Origin of the sequence: Shewanella sp. BJSY2023SW005 (assembly GCF_047314585.1) — a bacterium.
Taxonomy (GTDB): Bacteria; Pseudomonadota; Gammaproteobacteria; order Enterobacterales; family Shewanellaceae; genus Shewanella; species Shewanella algae.
Genome location: NZ_JBKORJ010000053.1, coordinates 12,245 through 34,799, shown reverse-complemented (window position 1 = coordinate 34,799; position 22,555 = coordinate 12,245). Strand labels below are relative to the sequence as shown.

The 22,555-nt window shown below is 52.6% G+C and carries 22 protein-coding genes; 10 read left to right on the top strand and 12 right to left on the bottom strand.

Annotated elements, in window-relative coordinates; translation table 11 throughout:
* Window positions 1–353: 353 nt before the first annotated feature.
* Entirely contained in the window at window positions 354–2,096 is a 1,743-nt protein-coding gene (gene ggt / locus ACMHXI_RS15995; RefSeq protein WP_071237944.1) for a gamma-glutamyltransferase, read from the bottom strand.
* A 92-nt stretch (window positions 2,097–2,188) separates the two neighbouring features.
* On the opposite strand from ggt, the gene ACMHXI_RS15990 reads away from it, so the two are divergent.
* Window positions 2,189–3,370: a GNAT family N-acetyltransferase gene (locus tag ACMHXI_RS15990; protein ID WP_413735462.1), complete on the top strand. Its 1,182-nt coding sequence runs from the start codon at window positions 2,189–2,191 to the stop codon at window positions 3,368–3,370.
* Here the strand turns inward: ACMHXI_RS15990 and ACMHXI_RS15985 are convergent.
* The 3 genes from ACMHXI_RS15985 to ACMHXI_RS15975 form a co-directional block, all read right to left on the bottom strand.
* A complete protein-coding gene (locus ACMHXI_RS15985) occupies window positions 3,367–3,981 on the bottom strand; it encodes a LysE family translocator (protein ID WP_044734709.1) in 615 nt (204 codons plus the stop codon). The two genes, ACMHXI_RS15990 and ACMHXI_RS15985, sit on opposite strands and share 4 nt — an antisense overlap.
* A gap of 149 nt (window positions 3,982–4,130) precedes the next feature.
* Entirely contained in the window at window positions 4,131–5,171 is a 1,041-nt protein-coding gene (gene hppD / locus ACMHXI_RS15980; RefSeq protein WP_028780802.1) for a 4-hydroxyphenylpyruvate dioxygenase, read from the bottom strand.
* 71 nt (window positions 5,172–5,242) lie between these two features.
* Complete coding sequence (locus ACMHXI_RS15975) at window positions 5,243–6,403, bottom strand: homogentisate 1,2-dioxygenase (RefSeq protein WP_096142677.1); 1,161 nt, start codon at window positions 6,401–6,403, stop codon at window positions 5,243–5,245.
* Window positions 6,404–6,647: 244 nt separating this feature from the next.
* Between ACMHXI_RS15975 and ACMHXI_RS15970 the strand changes: the two genes are divergently transcribed.
* A complete protein-coding gene (locus ACMHXI_RS15970) occupies window positions 6,648–7,562 on the top strand; it encodes a LysR family transcriptional regulator (RefSeq protein ID WP_025011124.1) in 915 nt (304 codons plus the stop codon).
* Between the two features lie 118 nt (window positions 7,563–7,680).
* On the top strand, window positions 7,681–8,475 hold the full coding sequence (locus tag ACMHXI_RS15965) for a TIGR00266 family protein (RefSeq protein WP_044734707.1): 795 nt from the start codon (window positions 7,681–7,683) through the stop codon (window positions 8,473–8,475).
* A 152-nt stretch (window positions 8,476–8,627) separates the two neighbouring features.
* Here ACMHXI_RS15965 and ACMHXI_RS15960 read toward each other — a convergent pair whose 3' ends face one another.
* Together ACMHXI_RS15960 and ACMHXI_RS15955 are read right to left on the bottom strand one after the other, a co-directional pair.
* Window positions 8,628–8,948 carry a hypothetical protein gene (locus tag ACMHXI_RS15960; RefSeq protein WP_109248730.1) on the bottom strand — a complete coding sequence of 107 codons (321 nt, stop codon included), beginning with the start codon at window positions 8,946–8,948 and terminating at the stop codon, window positions 8,628–8,630.
* Window positions 8,945–9,409 (bottom strand): EVE domain-containing protein, encoded by a 465-nt coding sequence (locus ACMHXI_RS15955; RefSeq protein WP_101059923.1) that lies wholly within the window; start codon window positions 9,407–9,409, stop codon window positions 8,945–8,947. Before ACMHXI_RS15955 ends, ACMHXI_RS15960 begins: the two co-directional genes overlap by 4 nt.
* 143 nt (window positions 9,410–9,552) lie before the next feature.
* Here ACMHXI_RS15955 and ACMHXI_RS15950 point away from each other — a divergent pair, with 143 nt between their 5' ends.
* Window positions 9,553–9,903, top strand: coding sequence for a DUF6508 domain-containing protein (locus tag ACMHXI_RS15950; RefSeq protein WP_025011120.1), 351 nt, complete (start codon window positions 9,553–9,555; stop codon window positions 9,901–9,903).
* Between the two features lie 331 nt (window positions 9,904–10,234).
* A complete protein-coding gene (locus ACMHXI_RS15945) occupies window positions 10,235–11,956 on the top strand; it encodes an AMP-binding protein (RefSeq protein WP_208190651.1) in 1,722 nt (573 codons plus the stop codon).
* A 63-nt stretch (window positions 11,957–12,019) separates the two neighbouring features.
* Here the strand turns inward: ACMHXI_RS15945 and ACMHXI_RS15940 are convergent, their stop codons facing one another.
* Window positions 12,020–13,009 (bottom strand): cytochrome-c peroxidase, encoded by a 990-nt coding sequence (locus ACMHXI_RS15940; protein WP_025887187.1) that lies wholly within the window; start codon window positions 13,007–13,009, stop codon window positions 12,020–12,022.
* Window positions 13,010–13,355: 346 nt separating this feature from the next.
* Here ACMHXI_RS15940 and ACMHXI_RS15935 point away from each other — a divergent pair, with 346 nt between their 5' ends.
* The 3 genes from ACMHXI_RS15935 to ACMHXI_RS15925 are packed head-to-tail and all read left to right on the top strand — an operon-like array spanning window position 13,356 to window position 15,970.
* On the top strand, window positions 13,356–14,120 hold the full coding sequence (locus ACMHXI_RS15935; RefSeq protein WP_025011118.1) for a substrate-binding periplasmic protein: 765 nt from the start codon (window positions 13,356–13,358) through the stop codon (window positions 14,118–14,120).
* A 52-nt stretch (window positions 14,121–14,172) separates the two neighbouring features.
* Window positions 14,173–15,201 (top strand): DUF2817 domain-containing protein, encoded by a 1,029-nt coding sequence (locus tag ACMHXI_RS15930; RefSeq protein ID WP_236574396.1) that lies wholly within the window; start codon window positions 14,173–14,175, stop codon window positions 15,199–15,201.
* Complete coding sequence (locus ACMHXI_RS15925) at window positions 15,194–15,970, top strand: alpha/beta fold hydrolase (RefSeq protein ID WP_159353077.1); 777 nt, start codon at window positions 15,194–15,196, stop codon at window positions 15,968–15,970. The genes ACMHXI_RS15930 and ACMHXI_RS15925 overlap by 8 nt, the downstream gene beginning before the upstream one ends.
* A gap of 65 nt (window positions 15,971–16,035) precedes the next feature.
* Here ACMHXI_RS15925 and ACMHXI_RS15920 read toward each other — a convergent pair whose 3' ends face one another.
* A complete protein-coding gene (locus tag ACMHXI_RS15920) occupies window positions 16,036–16,443 on the bottom strand; it encodes a YccF domain-containing protein (protein WP_109248725.1) in 408 nt (135 codons plus the stop codon).
* Between the two features lie 347 nt (window positions 16,444–16,790).
* On the opposite strand from ACMHXI_RS15920, the gene ACMHXI_RS15915 reads away from it, so the two are divergent.
* A complete protein-coding gene (locus ACMHXI_RS15915; RefSeq protein ID WP_413735595.1) occupies window positions 16,791–17,729 on the top strand; it encodes a 1-aminocyclopropane-1-carboxylate deaminase/D-cysteine desulfhydrase in 939 nt (312 codons plus the stop codon).
* Window position 17,730: 1 nt separating this feature from the next.
* On the opposite strand, the gene ACMHXI_RS15910 is transcribed toward ACMHXI_RS15915, so the two are convergent.
* Window positions 17,731–17,967: a hypothetical protein gene (locus tag ACMHXI_RS15910; RefSeq protein ID WP_101057036.1), complete on the bottom strand. Its 237-nt coding sequence runs from the start codon at window positions 17,965–17,967 to the stop codon at window positions 17,731–17,733.
* 315 nt (window positions 17,968–18,282) lie between these two features.
* Window positions 18,283–18,456 (bottom strand): hypothetical protein, encoded by a 174-nt coding sequence (locus tag ACMHXI_RS15905; RefSeq protein ID WP_100145745.1) that lies wholly within the window; start codon window positions 18,454–18,456, stop codon window positions 18,283–18,285.
* Window positions 18,457–18,969: 513 nt separating this feature from the next.
* On the opposite strand from ACMHXI_RS15905, the gene ACMHXI_RS15900 reads away from it, so the two are divergent.
* Window positions 18,970–20,541 (top strand): mechanosensitive ion channel family protein, encoded by a 1,572-nt coding sequence (locus ACMHXI_RS15900; protein WP_109248724.1) that lies wholly within the window; start codon window positions 18,970–18,972, stop codon window positions 20,539–20,541.
* Between the two features lie 108 nt (window positions 20,542–20,649).
* Here the strand turns inward: ACMHXI_RS15900 and ACMHXI_RS15895 are convergent, their stop codons facing one another.
* Together ACMHXI_RS15895 and ACMHXI_RS15890 are read right to left on the bottom strand one after the other, a co-directional pair.
* Window positions 20,650–21,726 carry a ketoacyl-ACP synthase III gene (locus ACMHXI_RS15895; RefSeq protein ID WP_028780812.1) on the bottom strand — a complete coding sequence of 359 codons (1,077 nt, stop codon included), beginning with the start codon at window positions 21,724–21,726 and terminating at the stop codon, window positions 20,650–20,652.
* Window positions 21,727–21,813: 87 nt separating this feature from the next.
* Window positions 21,814–22,485, bottom strand: coding sequence for a GntR family transcriptional regulator (locus tag ACMHXI_RS15890; RefSeq protein WP_025011106.1), 672 nt, complete (start codon window positions 22,483–22,485; stop codon window positions 21,814–21,816).
* Window positions 22,486–22,555: the final 70 nt, after the last annotated feature.

Below are 22,555 nucleotides of genomic sequence, written 5' to 3'. Positions count from 1 at the left end.
ACTTGTCAGAAGCAAGGAATTGTGCAGCCTGAATGGATTGATAAATGCTTATAAATAATAGGGTTATTGATGGCTTGTTAATTGCGTCTCGGGTAGCAGAAATGAAAGCTCTGGATTGAATTAGCGCATATTTAGCCCACGCCAAGGCGCGGAGGTTAAGCCGCCGGTTTGTTAAAAGTGAACCTTGGTTCAGTGTAAAAAAACAGCTCCGCAAGAGTGGCATCTGCGGAGCTGTTTTCAATGGAGCTGTTTTAAATGAGAGTTAAGCCGAATTTAATGCCCGTCGCTCACTACTTTGTTTCAGAAACCTATCTAAGGAGTTTTTTCAATGGCTTAGGTTTTGGTAACTGGGCTCAGTAGCCTGCCGCCTCACTGCCGGCACGGCGCGGGTCAGATGCACCAAATTTACCTTCTTCGGTCACCATAATGCTCTGGGTGCTGCCCATGGAACTTTTGACCTTGACCTGGTGGCCCATGGCTTCCAGCAGCGCTATGGTGTCACCATTGAGGCTGCGCTCAACCCGAATTTCATCCGGCAGCCACTGGTGATGCATCCGCGGCGCAAAGCTGGCTTCGGCGATATTCAGGTCGTGGTCAATCACATTCATGATGATCTGCAGCACTGTGGTAATGATCCTGGCGCCACCCGGGCTGCCGGTAACCAGAAACGGCTGACCGTCTTTCATTATCATGGTCGGGCTCATGGAGCTCAGTGGCCGCTTGTTGCCTTGTACCGAGTTGGCTTCACCGCCCACCAGGCCATAACCGTTGGGGGTGCCGGGTTTGGCTGAGAAATCATCCATCTCATTGTTCAGCAAAATCCCTGTACCATCGGCCACCAGCCCAGAGCCATAACTGAAGTTGAGGGTATAGGTGTTGGATACCGCATTGCCCCATTTATCCACGACCGAGTAGTGAGTTGTCTGGTCACTTTCATAGGGTGCCAGCTTGCCGGGTTTGACCTGGCTTGAAGGGGTGGCGTGCTTGCTGTCGATGCTCTTGGCCAATGTCTTGGCATAATCCGGGCTCAACAGGGCTTTAACCGGCACAGGATAGAAATCCGGATCGCCGAGATACTCGCTGCGATCGGCATAGGCCCGTCTCATGGCCTCGGCCATAAGATGCAAAGTGGCGGCGGTGTTGTGGCCCAGATCATGGATGGGGTACTGCTCGAGAATGTTGAGGATCTCTATGATATGGATGCCACCCGATGATGGCGGCGGCATGGAAACTACCTCATAGCCTCGATAGTGTCCGCGCACCGGCTGGCGCTCTATGGCCTGATAGTTGTTGAGATCCTCAAGGGTCATGATGCCGCCGGCAGCCTGAATGGCACTCACCAGTTTCTCGGCGGTTTCCCCTTGGTAAAATCCTTTGCTGCCCTGTTTGGCAATCAGCTCCAGCGAGTGAGCCAACTCAGGCTGCTTGATGATGTCGCCCGGTACAAAGCTGCTGCCATCTGCCTTGTAGAAGATGGCGGCAGAGCTTGGCCATTGGGAGATGCGGCGCTTAACCCCATCGAGGGAGTTGGCCAGATCTGAAGTAACGCTGATCCCTTCCCGCGCCAGTTTGATCGCCGGGGCTATCACTTGTTCCCGTTTCATGGTGCCATACTTGGACAGGGCCAGCTCCATGCCCATCACAGTGCCGGGAACACCCACCGCCAGGCCGTGCTCGCGGCTGAGTTTATTGACCGCATTGCCCTTGTCATCGAGGAAGATATCCCTGTGGGCCTTGGAAGGCGCCATCTCCCGATAGTCTATGGCTATGGTCTTGTTTTCCTTCGCCAGGTGTACCAGCATGAAACCACCGCCACCTATATTGCCGGCCCGGGGCAAAGTCACTGCCAGGGCATAACCCACGGCCACTGCTGCATCTACTGCATTGCCGCCTTGCTTGAGAATATCCACCCCGATACGGGAAGCCAGTGCCTCTTGGCTGGAAACCATGCCATGCTTGGCCCAAACGGGCTGGGCTGTGGCCATTTCACTGTAAATCGAGGATTCGTTGGCGGTAGCTTGTGGGCTGTAACTCAGGGTGGAGGCTGCAGGCAGAGCCAGAGCGACGGCGAAGATCAGCGGTTTTATCAGACGCACTATATTTCCTTATACTGCTTTTGCTTAAGTTGCTATGCAATGTGCCGCCAATTATCCTTGATTGCAAGTTTGCCTCGGCATATGGAATAAATTTGGACAATAAGCACTGGCAGTGGCGTTTTTCCGCCGGCATTGATGAGATCCCCGCCGCCGAATGGGATCTGTGTCTGGCTGAAGATGGCCAAACAGAGCCGGACAACCCTTTTTGCCGACATGCTTTTTTGAAGGCGCTGGAGCAAAGTGGCAGTGTTTGCGCCGCAGCCGGCTGGCAACCCATGCATTTACAGCTGTTTTGCAACGACAGGCGTTTGGCTGTGATGCCTCTCTATCTCAAGGATCACTCCTGGGGCGAATATGTGTTCGACTGGGCCTGGGCCGATGCCTATCAGCGCCACGGTGAAGCCTATTATCCCAAGCTGGTCTGCGCCATTCCCTTTACGCCTGTCACCGGCCCAAGACTCGGGATAGCGCCTGAGGCCAGGGCGGCAGCCACTGATATCCAGCAGGCGCTGGGGAAACTGTTTTGGCAACTGCTTGAAAGCTACTCCTCCTGGCATTGGCTGTTTGTCAATGAGGTGCAACTCGAGTCATTGCGGCATTTGCCCCAGACCTTGGTGCGGGAAGGAACGCAGTTTCATTGGTTTAACCGGGGTTACAGCCAGTTTGATGATTTTTTGGCGCGGCTCAACTCCAAACGGCGCAAGAATATTCTCAAAGAGCGCCGCGCCTTGGCTGGCTTGCAGTTTGTCTGGCTCAGGGGTGATGAACTGCAAGATTGGCACTGGAAGCTTTTCTATCGCTGCTATCGGCAAACTTACCTGAAACGCTCCGGCCACCGGGGATATCTTCAGCCCGACTTTTTCAAGCTACTCGGTAAGTTGATGGCGGCCGAGGTGCGTTTGCTCCTGGTGCACCGCTTGGGTGAAACGCCGCAGCAGGCGCTGGCATGCGCGCTTTATCTGCAGGGGAAAGATACTCTTTATGGCCGCTATTGGGGCGCACTTGAGGAGATCCCGGCGCTGCATTTCGAAGCCTGTTACTGGCAGGGGATAGACTACTGTATCGAGAACGGCCTCAGTTGCTTCAACGCCGGTGCCCAGGGGGAGCACAAGCTTATCCGCGGCTTTGAGTGTGTCACCACCTATTCGCTGCATGGCATAGCGCATCCGGGCTTTCGGGAGGCGATAGCCGATTTCTGTCAAACAGAGGCCGGCAACAACCGCTTGTATCAAGCGCAGTTGCAGCAGGCCTTACCCTACAAAAAGGGCGATTAACCCAGCGCCAGCCAGACACCGACCCCCAGCATCAGACTGCCGGCTATCCGGTTGAGCAGGCGGACATTGTTGCCACGGCTCAAAAACAGCCTCAGGCTCTTGCCGCCATTGGCATAGGCCAGCATGCAGATGAGTTCGGTACACATGATAATGCCGATGAGTGCCGTCAGTTGCGGTGCCATAGGTTGCTGCAGATTAATAAAGGGAGGCAGCAAGGAAATCATAAAGGCCCAGCCCTTGGGATTGGCAATAGCGGTGACAAAGCCTTGGGAGATCAACGCTGTGCGCTTGATACTTCTGGGTTGGTCCAGATTGGCCATCTTGCCCTTGGCCCGCCACATATTGACGCCTAGCCAGATAAGATAGGCACCGCCAAGATATTTGAGCCCCTGGAAGATCATCGGATGTTTCAACATAACCGTGGCCACGCCCAGCACGGCCGCCAAAGCCACCAGGGCGACCCCCACGAGTTCACCCAGCATCATCCACAGAGTGCGGCGCACCCCAATGCTCATCCCCAGTGTCATGGCCAGGGTCATGCACATTCCCGGGGTAACGGAAACAAAGAAAAAGGTTGGAATAAAAGCGGCGAGCAGGGCGTAGTCTTGCATTTTGGGTACAGCTGTCTCTCAAAAAGGGAGATCAGTCTAATGAAATCCTACCGGGTGACAAAGTAAAAAATTGCAGCGCTCAATATACTAAGGCGGAAAACAAGAGACCGATCATCAGATCGGTCTCAAACAGGTGATTTCGCTATCGGTTACAGCACGCCACGCTTCATTTGATCGCGCTCGATGGATTCGAACAACGCCTTGAAGTTACCCTCGCCAAAGCCGAGGTTGTTCTTGCGCTGAATAATTTCGATAAAGATGGGGCCGAACAGGTTTTTGGTGAAGATCTGCAGCAGATAGCCACTGTCATCCCCGTCCACCAGAATTTGATGATGCTTTATCTTGTCGCGGTTTTCCGTCACTTGCGGCACCTTGTCGAAGATGGTGTCGTAGTATTCAGGGATGATGTCCAGGGTCTCGATTGAGGTTCCTTCCATGGCATCGAGCGAGGCGACGATATCCCGGGTGCGGAACGCCAGATGCTGCACGCCCGGGCCGTTATATTCGCGCAGGTACTCATCAATCTGGTTTTTGTCGTCACCCTTGCCCTCATTGATGGGGATACAGAAGCTGCCATCGGGAGAGCGCAGGGCATAGGAGACCAAGGCGGTTTGTACGCCGCTGATATCGAAGTAACGCACTTCGGTGAATCCGAAGATATCCTTATAGAAATCAGACCATTGTTCCATAGTACCCTTGTGGACATTGTTGGTCAGGTGATCCACTTCCATAAAGCCTTTTTCAGGGACTATCACAGGGGCAGGCAGGTCGACAAAGTCTGTCTTGTAGATATTGTCCTGCTCGCCGAAACGGTCGATGAAGTAAATCAGGCTGTCGCCTATACCATAGATTGCCGGGTAGGGCAGATCAGTGTGGGCCTGATCTGCCGGACGGGCGCCGCGGGATACCGCCAGTTGCAGGGCATAATTGGCATCTTCTACCCGCCACCCCATGGAGCAGATGGCCGGGCCATGGCGCTTGGCAAATTCGGCGCTGAAGCCTTGACGCTCCTTGTTGAGCAGAAAGTTAATGTCGTTCTGCTTGTAATAGAAAATCTCCCTGTCCTTGGCTTTTTTCAGCATGGAGAAACCAAAGTCGATAAAGACCTGGTGCATGAAATCACTGTCCGGGGTTGCAAACTCGGTAAATTCGATACCGAGCAGTCCCAGTGGATTCTTTTCGCTTGCCATTTCTATGTCCTCTTCAATGATGTTGCTTGCGGCCATTCTCTGATGGCCTTGGCGGATATTCGTTTCCGGGCTCAGCGTTCGAGCCAGGAGCGGTTGTAATCAGTACTCATGCAGCTCTGCACATGGGTGGTTAACTGCAGCGGGGCAAAGGTATCCACCATAACGGCGTATTCATAGGTGTCTTTCTTGCCGATGGAGGCTTCGGTGCGCCCGGGCTGCGGCCCATGAGGCACGCCTTTTTGGTGCAGTGTCAGGTAACCGGCTTCTATGCCGGTGCGGCTCATAAAGTCGCCGTCCACATAGTAGAGCACCTCGTCACTGTCGATATTGTTGTGGTAGTAAGGTGCGGGGATCGCCTTGGGATGGAAGTCGTAAGGTCTGGGAACAAAGTTGCAGATAACAAAGTTGTGGGCGGTAAACACCAGATGATCCGATGGGGGCAGGTGAATCTTGCCTACCTTGGGCGCGTACTCTGTGATGTTGAAGGCCCAGGGGTAGACAAAACCGTCCCAACCCACCAGATCAAAAGGATGCCATTCCAGCTGAGTCAGCTGATACTTGTCGCCAAACTTGCTGACCAGAGGGAACTCCCCTTGCTCGACCCTGGCCTCTGTCAGTTCGGGTACCCGGATATCCCGCTCGCAATAGGGCGCCGACTCCAGCAACTGGCCATAGTCATTGCGAAAGTGTTTGGGGATCTCCACCATGGAGAAGGATTCGATCACCAACAAGCGCACATTACTGTAGTCCTTGAATTTCAACTGATAGGTGGTGCCGCGGGGGATCACCAGATAGTCCCACTTTTGCACCTTGAGCTTGCCGTATTCACTTAAGAGCTCGCCTTCACCCTCGTGGACAAATACCACCTCGTCGGCGTAGGCATTGCGGTAGAACAGCTCGGTATCCTCGGTGACTCTGGCAGTATAAATCGCCAGATCCTGATTGAAGAAAATCTTGTTGCGGGCACAGAAGAAGTGCCCCTGTCTGTCGGCCTGTTTACTGTCCAGTTTATAGTTCTGTACCAGGGAGTCCTGCCACACTTCACCATGGCTGAGCTCAAAAGGCTCAACGGTTAACGCCTTGGTAGGCATATTGTGGTGATACTTGTTGGAATAGATATTGGAAAAGCCATGGGTTGAAAACAGCTCTTCACGGTAGAGTTCACCGGATGGCTTCTCAAATGCGATATGGCGCTTGTTGGGAACCTGCCCCTGTTTTACATAAAATGGCATCTGACTCTTCCTTGGTGGCGCTTGCTGTTAACCTTCTTTGGGAACCTTCGGCGGCCACTGTTGTTATTCTTGTTCTCTTTGCGCTCTTGTCTGTCGGAATTGCCGGTCGCTAGCAGCGCAAATGAGCCGTTTTTGTGATCTATCTTTCAATTTAGTTGCGCGCTTGTACAAAAAAAAGAATAATTATTCGGCATACTCAATCTAAAAATTTGATTGTCTTGTTGGATTTACGGGAGTGTAAACCTTGCGTATCGATATCGACGCCTTCAATGTGCTTAAGGTGGTGGTGGAAGAGGGCAGTTTTGCCAAGGCGGCAGAGCGTCTGCACAAGGCGCAGTCGGCGGTGAGTTATCAGATAAAGAAACTGGAACAATATCTTGGCGTTAATCTGCTTGACCGTAATCAATACCGGGCCGAGCTGACTCACGAAGGGCGGGTTATTTTGGCCGAGGGACAACGCTTGCTGGCGCATCTTGGCAATATAGAGCATCTGGCCAGCCGTTTCAGTGAGGGCTGGGAGCCCAGATTGGAGCTGGTGATAGACGGCGCCTTGCCGATGGAGCCTATCATGACCGCCCTCAAGCGCATGACAGAGCATAAGATCCCGACCAAAATCCAGCTCAATATGGAGTTTCTCGGTGGGGTACAACACAGGTTTGAGCGCGACAGCGCTGATCTTATGTTGGTGAAAGACTATCGCAGTGGCCCCAGTTACCACCCCAAGCCCCTGCCTGCTATCACCAGTGTGTTGGTGGCAGGTAAAGACCACCCCTTGACTTCGCGCCGCGGCATTACCCTGTCAGAATTGCAGCAACATGTGGAGCTCACCATCGAAGACTCATCACCGGTCAAGAGCCAGCGCGATGAGCTGCAGTTCGGCGGCGACAAGGTCTTTTATCTCTCCGGTTTCATCATGAAAAAGAACGCCTTGCTCAAGGGCCTGGGTTTTGGCTGGATGCCGGACTTCCTGATAACCGAAGAGCTGGCTTGTGGTGATTTAAGTGAGCTGGACTTTGTCGGCGGCAGCCGTTTTCGTTTTATTCCTCAGTTGGTGTCGACGCTGGAGCGGCCTCTTGGCCGCGCAGGAAGGCTGTTTACCGAGCTTATTCTGGAGGAGTTTGAGCGCTTTCAGGGGGATAATGCCAGCGGTCTGGGTTGAAGCATTCTGTTACTTTTTACTCAAATCACATCCGTCTCCTCACTTGCCGTTTTGACATTTTATGTCATAGACTGAGTGCCAGGTCATTCAGACCCTAAACCATTGAGGGGGAGTTTCAATGAGCAAGAACAGCCATGAAGTGGATTATGAGATCAAGGGCGAGAGCATGCAGCTGGTTGAGGTGGAGCTGGATCCCGGTGAAACCGTGATCGCCGAGGCGGGCGCCATGACTTACATGGAGGAAGGGATCAGTTTTGAAGCGCGCATGGGCGATGGCTCAGAGCCGGATTCAGGATTCTTTGGCAAGTTGATGGGGGCCGGTAAACGTATGCTGACAGGTGAAAGCCTGTTTATGACCCATTTCAGCAATCAGGGCCAGGGCAAACGTCGGGTGTCGTTCGCCGCACCTTATCCCGGCACCATCCTGGCAATCGATCTCGATGAGGTCGGCGGTGAACTCATTTTGCAGAAAGACAGTTTTCTGGCCGCGGCTATGGGTACCCAGGTGACCATGAGGTTCAATAAGCGCCTGGGAACCGGTTTCTTCGGCGGTGAAGGCTTTATTTTGCAGAGCCTCAAGGGTGATGGCATGGCCTTTATTCACGCAGGTGGCACCTTGATCCGTAAAGAGCTTAAGGGCGAAACCCTGAGAGTGGATACCGGCTGTCTGGTGGGCTTTACCAACGGCATCGATTACGACATAGAGAGGGCCGGCTCTCTCAAGTCCATGGTGTTTGGTGGTGAAGGTTTGTTTTTGGCGACACTTTCAGGGCATGGCATAGTGTGGCTGCAGAGCCTGCCGTTTTCCCGTATGGCCGACAGGATCATTGCCCATGCGCCTTCCGCCGGTGGCAGTGACAGGGGAGAGGGCTCAGTGCTTGGTGGAATTGGCCGTATGCTGGATGGGCGCTAAAGCGCTATTTGCGAAACTATCAGCAGAGATAGCAGTAAAGATAGCAGCGAAGAAAGGCAGTCAAGCGCTTAACCTATTTTGCCGACAAACAAAAAAGCCATGGTTTCTACCATGGCTTTTTGCTTTTGAACTTAGGGCTTTTGATAACGGTATCAATGTTCCAGGATCTCAATGATCCTGCGGGTCTTGTCGTGCAGCTTGAACAGTGTGCCTTCAATGTCGACCGTTATCAGGCCATCATTGCCCAGCGGCACAACCACTCGGCCGCGGGCATAGATATCATTATCAAGAATATCGCCCCTGTGATAGCGCTTCTGCCAACCCGGAGGCAAAGGTTCACCCCGGGCGGCTTTCTTTTGCAGTCCAGGGGGCAAATTTTTGTGGTCTTTATCCTGCTTGGCCAAAACGGCCGGACTGGCCAGCAGGGCACCCAGGCTGATTGCTACCAAGGCTTTGGATAGTTTGTTTGTCATAGTTTCTCTCCTGCGAGTAGAAGAATACGTTGCCATTCCTGCTCTGTGACCGGTTGCACGCTCAGCCTGGCCCCTTTTTGTACCAGATACATATGTTCGAGCTGCGAGTCTGCCTTGATCTCTTTCAGGCTAACTGTTCTGGCAAACTGACGTTCAAAGCCGATATCCAACTGAAACCAACGCGGTGACTCTGGGCTCGACTTGGGATCAAAGTAGGGTGACTCTGGATCCCAGGCCGTGGTATCGGCTTTGGCCTCTCCGACGACTCTGGCAGTGCCCACCACGCCCGGCGTTTTGCAACTGGAATGATAGAACAAAATGGCGTCGCCGATTTGCAGTTCATCGCGAATAAAGTTTCGAGCCTGATAATTGCGGATCCCGCACCAGGGTTCCACCTTGACCCGCTGTAGATCGCCGATACTGAATTCATCGGGTTCGGATTTCATCAACCAGTACTTCATGCTGGCACTCCTTGAGTGTTTTTACCAGAAAAGCTTACCAGCCTGTTAAGCACTTATTCAGCAAGGCAAGGGCAGACTGACCTCATTAGATTGGTAGATTATGCATTATTGTGATAATCGATGTAAAAGATTAGGAGTCGCCTATGGCCACACTTAGCCTGACAGCTTCAACTGCTGATTATCAAACCTATCGCCATGATTTTGCCCGCGGGGAACAGGATTACAATCCCGCGACAGTCCATAAATTTGTTGCTGAAATGAAGCGCCAAGGCATGCTGCTCAACGAGTTCAGTTGGGATGATTGGTACCAAAACAGCCATATGGTCGACAGGCCTGAATATATCGCCGATGCTTCCTTGTATGAATGCCGCTTGCTGCTCAGTGCCATGGTGCGACTTGAGCGTTTCAGCCCGGGTGTCCTGCAGAACATGCGCCGCCAGGGGGTCATGTTGGCCTTACTGGAAAGAATGCAGCAACTGCAAAAGGCGGCCTGAGAATATCCGGGGGCTGATCTTATATTGTCCATTTTGCTGCCATGATCCCGTCATCGGCAGACTTTTTATTCAGGGCTCCTTTGAGGGCCCTGATGGTTTTTGAGCCATTATTCTTTAGTCTAAAAGCCGGTTTCCTTGCTTGTTATTCCAATGCGCCATTCGTTAGAGTCGTTATGAACCCTGCGCCCAGGCCGCAGTGAAAGCCAATCATTGCCGCTGTTTTTGATACTTTTCAGATGCCGCCAATATGGCTTCACACTGTGAAGGGAGGGCCGCCGGCTCAGGGTGACAGACTCTTCCTATAACGATAAAACAACGCACGGAGGCTTAGATGTCTGCCAACAAGACAAGCAAGCAACTCAATGATTTACCTCTGTCCCAGAGCCGTTATCTGGGGCACAGTAATACTCCCTTGATAGACAAGACCATAGGCCAGTATCTGCAGGATATCTGCAACCGCTATCCGGACAACACTGCCGTGGTGATGCATCATCAGCAACTGTGCTGGAGTTATGCGCACTATCTTGAAGAGATAGATAAACTGGCCACAGGCCTGCTGGCACTGGGTATCGGCCCCGGGGATCGGGTCGGGATCTGGTCGCCCAATAATATCGAGTGGTGTCTGACTCAATTTGCCACCGCCAGAATTGGCGCCATCATGGTGTGCATCAATCCGGCTTATCGCCCGGAAGAGCTGGAATATGCACTCACCAATGTGGGCTGTAAGGCACTTATCACCCACGACAAGTTCAAGTCCAGCGATTACCTGGCGATGCTGAATGAGCTGGCGCCGGAACTCAGTGATGCCGAGCCCGGCAAACTGATGTCCCGCCGTCTGCCTGAGCTGCGCTGCGTTATCCGCACCGGCAGTGACAAGACGCCGGGCATGCTGAATTTCCCCGAGGTATGTGCCATGGGCTCTGAGGCGGAATATGCCGATCTCAAAGGCATAGGTGAGCGTCTATCGCCTCATGATGCCATCAATATTCAATTCACCTCAGGCACCACGGGGAACCCCAAAGGCGCCACGCTGACCCACCACAATATTCTCAACAACGGCATGCTGGTGGCCGACGCCATGGGCTTTGGCCCGGACGACAAGCTTTGTATTCCCGTGCCTCTGTACCACTGCTTCGGCATGGTGCTGGGGAACCTGGTCTGTCTGGCTAAAGGTGCCACGGCCGTGTTCCCATCCGATGCCTTTGATCCTGCTATTACCCTCAAGGTGGTTGAGCAGGAGCGCTGCACCGGACTTCACGGGGTGCCGACCATGTTTATCGCCGAATTGGAGTTGGCCAACTTCCGGGATTATGACCTCAGCAGCTTGCGAACCGGAGTGATGGCCGGAGCCACCTGTCCCGAGGAAGTGATGAAACGGGTGCATAAGTTGATGCATATGACGGAAGTCGTAATCGGTTATGGCCAAACCGAATGCAGCCCGATCAATAACATGACAGAGGTCGAGTCCTCGCTGGAGAAGCAGGTTACTACCGTGGGCCGGGCTCTGCCCCATACCGAGGTGAAGATTATCGATGAGTTCGGTGAAATAGTGCCTGTAGGTCAGCCGGGTGAGGTGTGCAGCCGAGGTTACTGTGTGATGCTGGGGTACTGGAATGATCCGGCCAAAACCCGAGCCACCATAGACAAAGATGGTTGGCTGCACTCTGGCGATCTCGGGGTGATGGACTGCGAAGGTTATGTGCAGATAGTCGGCCGCATCAAAGACATGATTATCCGGGGCGGTGAGAACATCTATCCGCGGGAGATTGAAGAGAAACTCTACACTCATCAGGATATTCAGGATGCCGCGGTATTCGGGGTACAGAGTGAAAAATACGGTGAAGAGGTGTGTGCCTGGATCAAGATGCGCCCCGGCAGTACTGTCACTGAAGATGAAATCCGTCACTTCCTGACCGAAAAGGTGGCTTATTTCAAAGTGCCGCGTTACATCAAGTTTGTTGAGCAGTATCCGATGACAGTTACCGGTAAAATTCAAAAGTTCCGCATGCGTGAGCTGATGTATGAAGAGCTGCACCGGGATATCAATGGCTGAGTCATTTAAACCGCAACAGTAAAAGAGAAGCGCCGCAATGCGGCGCTTCTCTATGGTTATGAATTACTTGCCGAAAGGAACCGGCCTTGGGGTATCTTTATTGGATGGCGGCAGAATCGGCAGTTCAACCTTGGGCTGTTCCCCGGTCAGCGACTTGAGGAAGGCTACCATCTCCTGAGTTTCTTTTTCGGTCAACTTCTGACCCAGCTGGATATCCGACATGGTGTTGACCGCCTCTTCCAGGTTCCAGACGCTGCCGTCATGGAAGTAGGGGTAGGTGAGTTCAATGTTACGCAGAGTCGGCACCTTGAACACCATCTTGTCAGCTTCCTTGCCTGTTACTCCCTTACGGCCTTCGGCAGGGTTATCCGTGTGGAAAGGCTTGATGAGTCCCATCTTCATATACATGGTGCCACCGACCGCCGGGCCATTGTGGCAAGCGACACAGCCTTTGTCCTTGAACAGCTGATAACCCGCTTTGGCTTCGGCGCTGATGGCCTTTTTGTCGCCTTCCAAATATTTGTCAAAGGCGCTGTTGGGGGTCACCAGCGTCTTTTCAAAGGCGGCAATTGCATCTGTGATCCTGTCGATATTGACCTCTTCAGAGCCGTAAACCTGCTTGAAGCGGGCACGGTAAGCCGGCATGGAAGCAACGGTTTCGGACGCCAGCTCATGAGTAAAGCCCATCTCTTTAGGATTGGCTATAGGACCTGCGGCCTGTTCCTTGAGATCTTTGGCGCGGCCATCCCAGAACTGTGCCAACATATAATCAGCGTTCAATACGGTAGGCGAGTTGATAGGACCTTCTTGCCAGGCATGACCGATTGAGGTTGGCAGGGCGTCGACCCCTCCCATGGAAAGGTTGTGACATGAGTTACAGGAGATAAACCCGGATTTTGATAATCTGGGTTCGAAGTAAAGCATTTTTCCGAGTTCGACCTTTTCCGGCTCGGTGATTTTCACCGGCTTGATAATTTCGATAGGCTCAGCCGCCTGAGCCGCAGTCATCCCGAGGGCTGCCGTTACAGCCATGACCAGTGCTTGATATCTCATTGCTATCACCTCTAATAGGCTTACTTTGTGTGTGGTTATTTGTCTATCATAGTGATGGGAGAGGGGCTTTGACAGCTGTTAATATCGATTGGCTCCATCGTTGATTTAGATGGATTTTTTGTGATGATTGCCGCGGTTTTTACCTCTTGCTTTAGCTATCTTGTCTGAATCGACTTTTCTCACATTTTCATCCTGCATCACGCTTTGGGTAAAAGTGTGCTGAGGGCGATACTTTTATCTTCCTGGCAGCGCTTATTAGAGCCTGTGGCTGACTGACATCGACAAGCTATACTCTGTTAACTTCCTGAATGCTTATGGGACTGGCCTTGGCAAACGGAGTGATACTATGGCAAGAACCTCAATCACCTTTTTCGGCCGGCCCGCGCTGTTCGTTCTCCTGTTGTTACTTTATAGTGGCAGCCCTGTGGCTCGAGCCGACACTCTGCAACTGAGCTCGCTTAATTGGCCACCCTACACTGGTCAGATGCTGGAACAACAGGGGGCTTGTGTTGCCGTGGTCAAGGCAGCACTCGCTGCCATGGGCCATGACCTCAAAGTCAATTTCTACCCCTGGAGCCGGGCGGTTAAATTGGCAGACATGCCTGGTTCACCCTATCTTGGTTACTTTCCCGAGTATTATCACCAAAGCGATAAGTTTATCTTTTCAAAGCCCTTTGGCTTCAGTCAATTGGCACTGGTGGAGCAATCCCAGCGGCCTGTGAGCTGGCAACAGTTGCAGGACTTGCAGCGTTACAATCTCGGAGTGGTAAAGGGCTATGTTAATACCGAGAGCTTGGACCGGGCCATGGACTCAGGCCGGCAACCCTTCGAGCTGGCCAATTCCGATGAACAAAACCTTCGCAAATTGGCGGCCGCCAGAATTGATGCCGTGGTGATCGACGCCAATGTTTATCGTTACCTGCTGCGGCAAAAGGGGATGGAGGAGTTGGAAGGCAAGCTTAAACTGAATCGGCAATTGCTGGCCAGCAAGGGCTTGCTGGTGGCTTTTCGAAATTCCGAAGAGGGGCAACGTTGGCGGGATATTTTCGACCAGGGATTGGCCCGAATTGATGCCAAGAGCATATTGGAGCAACACTTAAAGTATCATTGAGTTGTCATCCAAAGCGGCTAAATTGAGCACTTTACCCCAGATGGACGGGTCTGTGACAGAAAGTGCCTATGAGCTTGAACTGCTTGCCGAACTGGAGCATAAATACCAGCAACATTTGAACGCCAGGTCTTTGGCCCAAGTCGGCTTTGCCGGTAAGTCGCTCGATGTGCGGGCGCTGGAGCTGGGGAACCCAAATGCCAGGGTGCCCACAGTGCTGTTCGTCGGCGGTGTTCACGGGGTAGAGCGTATCGGCAGCCAGGTGATACTGGCGCTTCTTGGCAGCTTGTTGACCCGCTGCAGTTGGGATAAACATCTGCAGCTGATGTTAACTCAGATACGGCTGGCGTTTGTACCTGTGTTGAATCCCATCGGCCTTATCAGGGGAACCCGTGCCAATGGCAATGGGGTCGATTTGATGCGCAATGCTCCCATAGATGCCCGCGGCTCAGTGACTTTTATGGTCGGCGGTCAACGGCTTTCCCGCCATCTTCCCTGGTATCGGGGCCGCAGCAATCAATTGGAAGCCGAGACCCGGGCGATTATTGACTACAGTAATGAACTTATAGCCCGCGGCAGCAGCTTGATTGTGCTCGATGCTCACTCAGGTTTTGGCCTGGTGGACCATATCTGGTTTCCCTTTGCCTGTAAGGATACGCCTTTTGCCCGCCTGGGGGAGGTGTATCATCTAAAGCAGTTGTTCGAAATGAGCTACCCCCATCATTGTCACTATCATATTGCGCCCCAAAGCCGCTTCTATCGCACCCACGGTGATATTTGGGATTATTTGGTCAGTTGTAACCCCCAAGTGCCTTTCCTGCCCTTAACGCTGGAAATGGGCTCCTGGGCCTGGGTCAAAAAGAACCCCAGGCAATTGCTGCGTTTCTCCGGTTATTTCAACCCTCAAAAGCAGCACAGGCTGCAGCGTATTTTACGGCGCCACTTTACCCTGATGCAGTTCTTGCTCGATGTGGGGTATGCTCAGGTACTGGAGCAACTGCCTGAACTTCATCGGCATCACCTGGATTATCAGGCACGAAACTTTTGGTATCCACAAGCGGCGGAGAAACCAAGTCATGACTGAGCAGCAAACCTGGGTGATGATCCGCGGCTTGATGCGTGATAAACGTCATTGGCAGGCCTTTGCCGATAATCTGCTGGCGGCGGGGTTTCGGGTGGAGCTCATCGATCTGCCGGGAAATGGCGATAGGGTGGCGGATACCAGTCCCTGGGATATTCAGGATTATGCCGACTTTGTTGCAGATGAAATGTTACGGCGCAAGGTGGGTAAATGCCGAATATTGGCTATCTCCATGGGCGCCATGGTGGCCATGACACTTGCCGGGAAAAATGACACTGAAGCCGGCCGCCAAAAGGGATTTCAGCTTGAGGGGCTGTTATTGCTCAACAGCAGCGCCGCCGATCTTTCGCCTTGGTATCAGAGATTTCGGCTGCAAGCCCTGCTACGAGCCTTGTGCTCCAGAGTCAAAGGCGAGGGCATTCAATGGCGCGAGGCGACGATTCTAGCGCTTACCAGCCTTGCTCATGCCAAAGACAAGTCTCTGTGCCGTTTCTGGAGCCAACTGGCGCTTGAGGCCAAAACCACACTCGCCAATGGCCTGCGACAAATTGTTGCCTCGGCCCGCTTTCGCTCCCCGGCTAAGCTGTGGGTGCCGGCAACCATTGTTTATGGCTGTGATGATCACCTGGTTTCGCCCAAGTGCAGCGTTCGCCTGGCGGCCAAATATCGGCAAAAGCCGATTCCTTTTTGCCGCTGCGGGCATGATGTGGCGCTGGATAGGCCTGAGTTATTGCTGGAGTTGGTGCAGCGTTTGAGTCGACAAATGCCCTAGACTTGTTTGGGTAAAGCCGGAGCCCAGGTCGAAAACGAGTCAGATATCCGACCTGGGCTTTGTGATTAATGAGAGGCAACCACTGTCTTGCCTATGGGCGTTAAAGAAAGCAAGGCCAGTTTTAGGTGCTGAATGCCAAAAGGTATGCCTATGATGGTGACAAAGCAGGCCAGGGCGTGGGTTAGGTGGCCTATCGCCAGCCAAATCCCGAACAGCAGGAACCAGATAATGTTGCCGATCATACCCAGGGCGCCGGTGCCCAAGTCTTCGCGGCCAGAGAGCCTGTCGCGGCTGATATGTTCCTGACCGAAGGGCCAGAATGCCAGTTCACCTATGACAAAGCAGGCGCGGCCGAATGGGATACCTATGATACTGATAAAACAGAGCAAGCCGACAAACCACCAGGCCAGCCCCATGACAAAGCCGCCAAGAATAAACCAGGCAATATTAAAAATAAGACGCAAAATAGCCATTGAGTGCTCCTTTAAATGGCGGATCAGCCACACAGTTTTGCTGTAAAGCTTGGGATATTTCGATTAATAGCTAGAAGCGTGCCATAATTATAACATGTTGAATAATATTGGATATTGCCATTTCTGAGCCTAGGCAGATGGCGGCGATTGGTGATTTATACCAATAAGTAGCGATAATCATCACAGAGTGGAGCCGCAAAGGATTAGCCTCCAAGCCATCACTTAGTCGGCATAAAGCCAACGGGTGCCTGTGAGGATTTGTGGCCTGAATCCTGTCCTCCTTGGCGGCAAACACATACAATAGCCATCCCTTGCACACCTTAGCCTTGAAATATATCGCCAGTGCCATGTCTTTAGCCGATTTCAAACTGGATAAAACCCCAGTTCAAGCCTTTGAGTTTCGAGGTCATCAGCTGTTTATCAAGCGCGATGATCTGCTTCATCCCAGTTTCAGTGGTAATAAGGCGCGCAAGTTCCGTTATTTCCTCGACCACGACTTTCCCGGTATCAAGCGCCTGATAGGTTATGGCTCGGCCCAGGCCAACTCACTCTACTCTATGGCGGCGCTGGCCAAACTCAAAGGTTGGCAGCTGGACTTTTATGTGGATCACCTGCCGGAATGGTTGCAGCGGCAACCCCTGGGTAACTATCGCGCCGCGTTGGAATTGGGCGCACGGGTGATTGCTGTAAAGAATACGCCCAAGGCCGAGTTGATGACCGGCATGACCCTGGAGGACTTTGTCAGGCAGCATATTGTGCCTGAGTGTGAGCACAGCCTGTTTGTTCCTGAAGGGGGCCGCTGTAGTTATGCCGAATACGGCGTGGCTCAGTTGGGCGCCGAGATTTTACAGTGGCAGCAGCAACAGGCTGCCCATAACCTCAAGCTGTTTTTGCCATCGGGGACAGGTACAACAGCACTGTTTCTACAGAAGTATTTTTGTGAGCAACAGGCTGATATTGAAGTGCTGACTTGCGCCGTGGTCGGCGGAGACAGTTACCTCAAGACCCAGTTGCTTGAGTTATCGCCCGATGAGGCATTGCATCCAACTATTGTTACACCCGAACGCAAGTATCATTTTGGCAAGTGTTACCCCGAGTTTTACCAACTTTGGCAAGAGCTGGAGCAAAGCGGTATCCGCTTTGAGCTCTTGTATGATCCGCTCGGCTGGCAAGTGTTGCTCGACTTCTTGCGACGTGAGGGCCGCAGCCAGGTATTGTATCTGCATCAGGGGGGGCTCCTTGGCAATGAGTCCATGCTTCCCAGATACAGGCGTAAATACGGCTGATTCAGACCAGCTGGTTACGCTTGAGGATCTTATGAGTGCGCTCAGCCAAGCGTTGCAAGGATTTGAGATCGGCAAGCCCAGGCACCTCGTCATCGAGACGGGATTCCCAAAAGCATACCTCGGTGTCCAACATCTCCAGCATTTTCTTGGAGCAACCCAGGCATTTCCCGCCGCATAGGCTGGCTTCCGGCAAATTTAGCGGAATACAGCGCCGGATCTCGTTCAGCAATGAGCGCATCGCTTCCGTGGTATTTGGTTTAATGGAGCCGGGTTTAGTCGCTCTGCTTTTAGTGGCTGTGATGGATTGATTCAAGACAACACCGACAGATAAGTTTGTTAAGCATAAGCTTAATTCAAGTGGAAGGCTTGGATAATGATCTGGCGCTTGATTTACCTGTTTATCGCCATTTGGTCAGGCTGCTTCCCGGGATCACGGGAAAAGGCCTTGACCAAATGTGATGTTCTACCCGATTGCTGCTGGATAACAGTCCAATCTGCCTGAGCGCTCGATACAGTGAGAGGATAGGGGTATCGAGTGGGTATTTCGACAGTCTTACTTATTGGCGCTCAGCAACCACTTCATAAACTTGAGGGTTTCTGTACGCTTTGAGAAGGTTTGCTTCTTCTTGCCTTTGCTGTCGGTAAAGGCGATTGAGTTTTTGTTGATGGAAATTGAATCTACAGGAAAACTTACTGCGATTTCATGTCCGTTTACTTTGTATGACATAGGCCACACTCCTTATTTTCTGTTAGCGCCGATATTGGCGTATACAATCTTAACTATAGAAAATCCTTAGCATTTATTGCGAAAGATGCGTTGGTTGACTATTGAATGTACCCAGTTTGTCAGCCTTTATCAAGCCCCCGACAGACTGAAGTGCAAAAAGACACTCCGGGTGTCAGTAGAACATCAGACCATCGCCGCAGCACAGAGTTCACCACAGCTGTGTGACATTTCAATTAAACTCAGGAATTGTTAACTGAACGGATTTACTTAAGCGGCCTGGAGCGAGATGGGGCGAGCTGAGGGTACCTTAATATCGCCGGCAATTATATCGACAGTTGGCTATAAGTCAAGCAGTATAAATACTGAGCCGATATATCCGGAACTACATGTTTCTGCTAGTCTTTTTTGTTGAAGGTGCCAATAACTCCCTGGCGCATTCTGGCTTGAACACAGCTTGAAGTGCTTACAGCGGATGGATTGGTACTTTATCTTATAGTGGCAAGGAGCGCGTTAATGAATAGAGTGTTGATTGGCATAGGATTATTTATTCTGTTGCTCTGGCCTGGGTTATGTCCGGCGGCCGAACCTGCACCGGAAACGCCAAGCGAGCAAAGTGCTGCAGCGGCTTATGAGTATCGCGACCCCTTGTTCAGGGATACCCCCAGAGGCGCCCTGCAGGGCTTTATGCAATACGCCAGAGACGGGGATTACCAAACCGCGGCCGAGTATCTGGATCTGCGTTTTCTTCCCACCGGCATGACAGCGGAGCAGGGGCCGCTCTATGCCAGGCAGTTGCTGGCGATTATCGAGCGTAATCTCTGGCTCAACCCGCAAGAGCTGGATGATACCCCGGAGGGCAAAACCGACGACAAGCTGCCCGCCTATCGGGAGGGATTTGCCCGTTTGGAAGCCGAAAAAAAGGCCTATCAGCTCCTGTTGCAGCGGGTGCCGAGCTCTGAATACGGCAGTCTGTGGAAGGTTTCCAATGCCACTGTTGCCAAGCTCCCAAAACTTTACCAGGCCTTGGGTTATGGCCCTGTGGTGGAGTGGTTTATTGAGCACATTCCTGAAGGACACCTGTTTACCCTGAATCTGTGGGAATGGGCCATGATGCTGGCCTATCTGGCGCTGGCGTTCTTATTCGTGGTACCTGTGACCTGGTTGCTGCAATGGCCGCTTTCGCGTTCATCACACCCGCTCAAGGCTGAATTGGGCGCCTTTATTCGCGGCCCTCTGAGATTCTTTGCCGCTGTGGCACTCGATAGGGCCATGCTTGCCAACAGTACCTTGAGTGGCGCTATGCAGGAGATAGTCAACACAGGCTTTTTCTTTATTCTGGCCACAGTTTGGTTGATATGGGCGCTGGTGGGGCTGGCACAGAGCAGCCTTAGGGAGCGCTGGATAGCCAAGGGCAACAAACAGGCGGCCTCCTTGTTGCGACCCCTTGGGAATTTTTTGCGGGTGGCCCTGCTCAGCTTGGCGACCTTATTGTGGCTTGAGCACCTGGGTTTTAATGCCGGCACTATACTGGCCGGGATGGGTATCGGGGGGCTGGCAATCGCTTTGGCCTCGAAACAGTCGATAGAAAACCTGATTGGCACCATCACCCTCTATTCAGCCGCGCCTATCAAGGTTGGCAATATCGGTAATTTCGGCGGCGTTCGCGGCACAGTGGAGGAGATAGGGCTACGCTGTACCCGCATCAGAACTCTGGATCGTTCTGTCATTCATATGCCCAACGCCAAGTTGGCCGAAATGGAGATAGAGAATATTTCAGAGCGGGAGAAAATCCGTTTCAAGACAGAGATACGTCTCGATTACAGCACAGATGCCAAACAGCTGCAGGCGATAATCAATGATATCAAAGCCTTGCTAAAGCAACATGAGAAGGTGGACGAATCACCGATGCGGGTCACTTTCAAGGGTTTTGGCAACGCCGGGCTCGAGTTGAATGTACTGGCCTATGTCGGCACCACCAGTTTACCGGTTTATCAGGAAGTCGCCGAGGAGTTGCAGCTGGGGATAATGGCGATTGTCGCCGAGCACGGCAGCAAGATGGTGCCCGTATGGCCGGTTTCGGCCTGATACCCAAGATTGAAAACGGCAGAGGCTAAAGCCGTATAGACAATGGCAATAAAAAACGGTGCCCACGGCACCGTTTTTTTAAACAGGTCATTCGGCTCAGGCTTTATCTCAGGCCTTATCGCGATGGCAGAAATAGTCTACCGCGCGTTTTACCAGCTCAATTCCTGTCTGTTCACATGGCGGCAGGCTGGCATCGCTCTGCTTCAGTGGCGTGACTCTATCACCCCATTTCAGCAGCAAGGCGGCGCTGGTGAGGCCGGCACCAAAGGCACAGGAAAGAATATGTTGTCCTGGCTTGATCATGCCTTTTTCCAACGCATCACAGATGGCAATAGGAATGGTGGCTGCCGAAGTGTTGCCATAGTTGGCTATGTTGACGAAGGCCTTCTCTTTGGGGATCTTCATTCTGTGTACCAGAGTGTCGATGATCCTCTCGTTGGCCTGATGGGGGATAACCCAATCGACTTCCTCTTTGTCCAGACCACACTTCTCCAACACCTGGGCGCTGAGTTTGCCCATGCCGTTGATGGCGCGTTTGAAGATCTCCTGGCCATCGAATTGGATGTAGAAGTCCAGTGACTCGGCAACAAATCTGTCCATGCCTGTACCAAAGCTGGCTTTGAGAATGTCGCGGCCACCTGGATCATTGTTGAGTTCATAGCCCAGTACGCCACATGGGCTGTCTGTCGCTTCCAGTACCACGGCACCTGCACCATCACCGAACAGTACCGCGGTTTCTCTTCTTGACCAGTCGAGGTAGAAACTCAGACGTTCGGCGCCGACCACCAGGACTTTCTTGCATTGACCACTCTTGATTTGAGCGGTTGCCAAGCCAACCCCGTAGAGAAAGCCACTGCAGGCGGCGTTGATGTCAAAGGCGGCGCAGTTGGCGCCGACATTGGCCTGTACTGTTGAGGCTATGTTGGGGATCAGGGTGTCCGGGCTGGCGGTCGCCAGGATAATCATGTCCAGTTCGCTGCCTTCGATGCCGGCGGCGGCCAGCGCATGCTGAGCGGCTACAGTGGCCAATTCCGAGGTGTTGACGTGGCTGATATGGCGCTGGCTGATCCCTGTTCTGGGTTTAATCCATTCATCGGAAGTGTCGATAAAGGTGGCCAGATCATGGTTGGTCAGTACGGCGGGGGGAACGCACTTTCCCCAGCCGGTAATAGTGGCGTACTGCATTGAATTTACTCTCAAAATAAAAAGACAGAAGCCAGATCTGTCTTTTGGACAACTAAAGCGCTATTGCTTGGAAAGGGTCGTGATTTTTCAGCTCACCTGTTGGGCTACCAATTCACGAATGGCGTTGGCAGCGTGCAGTATGTGGGCCCTCAGCAGGACCACGGCCTCATCTATTTTCTTTTGCCGACATAATTGCAGCAGATCCCTGTGATCCTGCTCGGCTCTGGGGATCCCACCTGTCAGCAACAACTGTAAGCGAATATAGCGATCACAGTTGGTGTTCAGACCATGTACGACTTCCATGGTGTGGGGACGGTTGGCGGCGCGGTACAAACTTGTGTGGAACTCTGTGTTGAGCTCGCTCCAGCTGCCCACGGCATTATCCTGTTTAAAGGCGGATTCCAGTTTGTCCAGTACGGCTTCGGCCTGACGCAGATCTTCATCCTGCAGGTTTGGAATGGCTTTGGCAAGGAGATCAGTTTCAATCAGTGCTCTGAGTTCAAATAACTCGCTGACTTGCTCCACCGACAATTCGGTAGCCGTGGCGCCCTTATGGGCTTCAAACTTGACCAAGCCTTCGGCTTCCAGTTGCAAAAGGGCTTCCCTGACCGGAATCCGGCTGACATTCATCTCTTCTGCCAGAGCGCTCTGACGCAGCGGTTCGCCTGCTGCGATTTCACCTGAAAGAATTTTCTCCCGCAGCACTTCGACCACAACCTGGGTGCGCGTTTTATGAACGATGGGCGTAGTTCGGCTCATAGATCCCGTCTTTGTATACGTTATTCGGTTTTGATCCGAATAAGACTACAGCGAATGCTCAGATAAATAA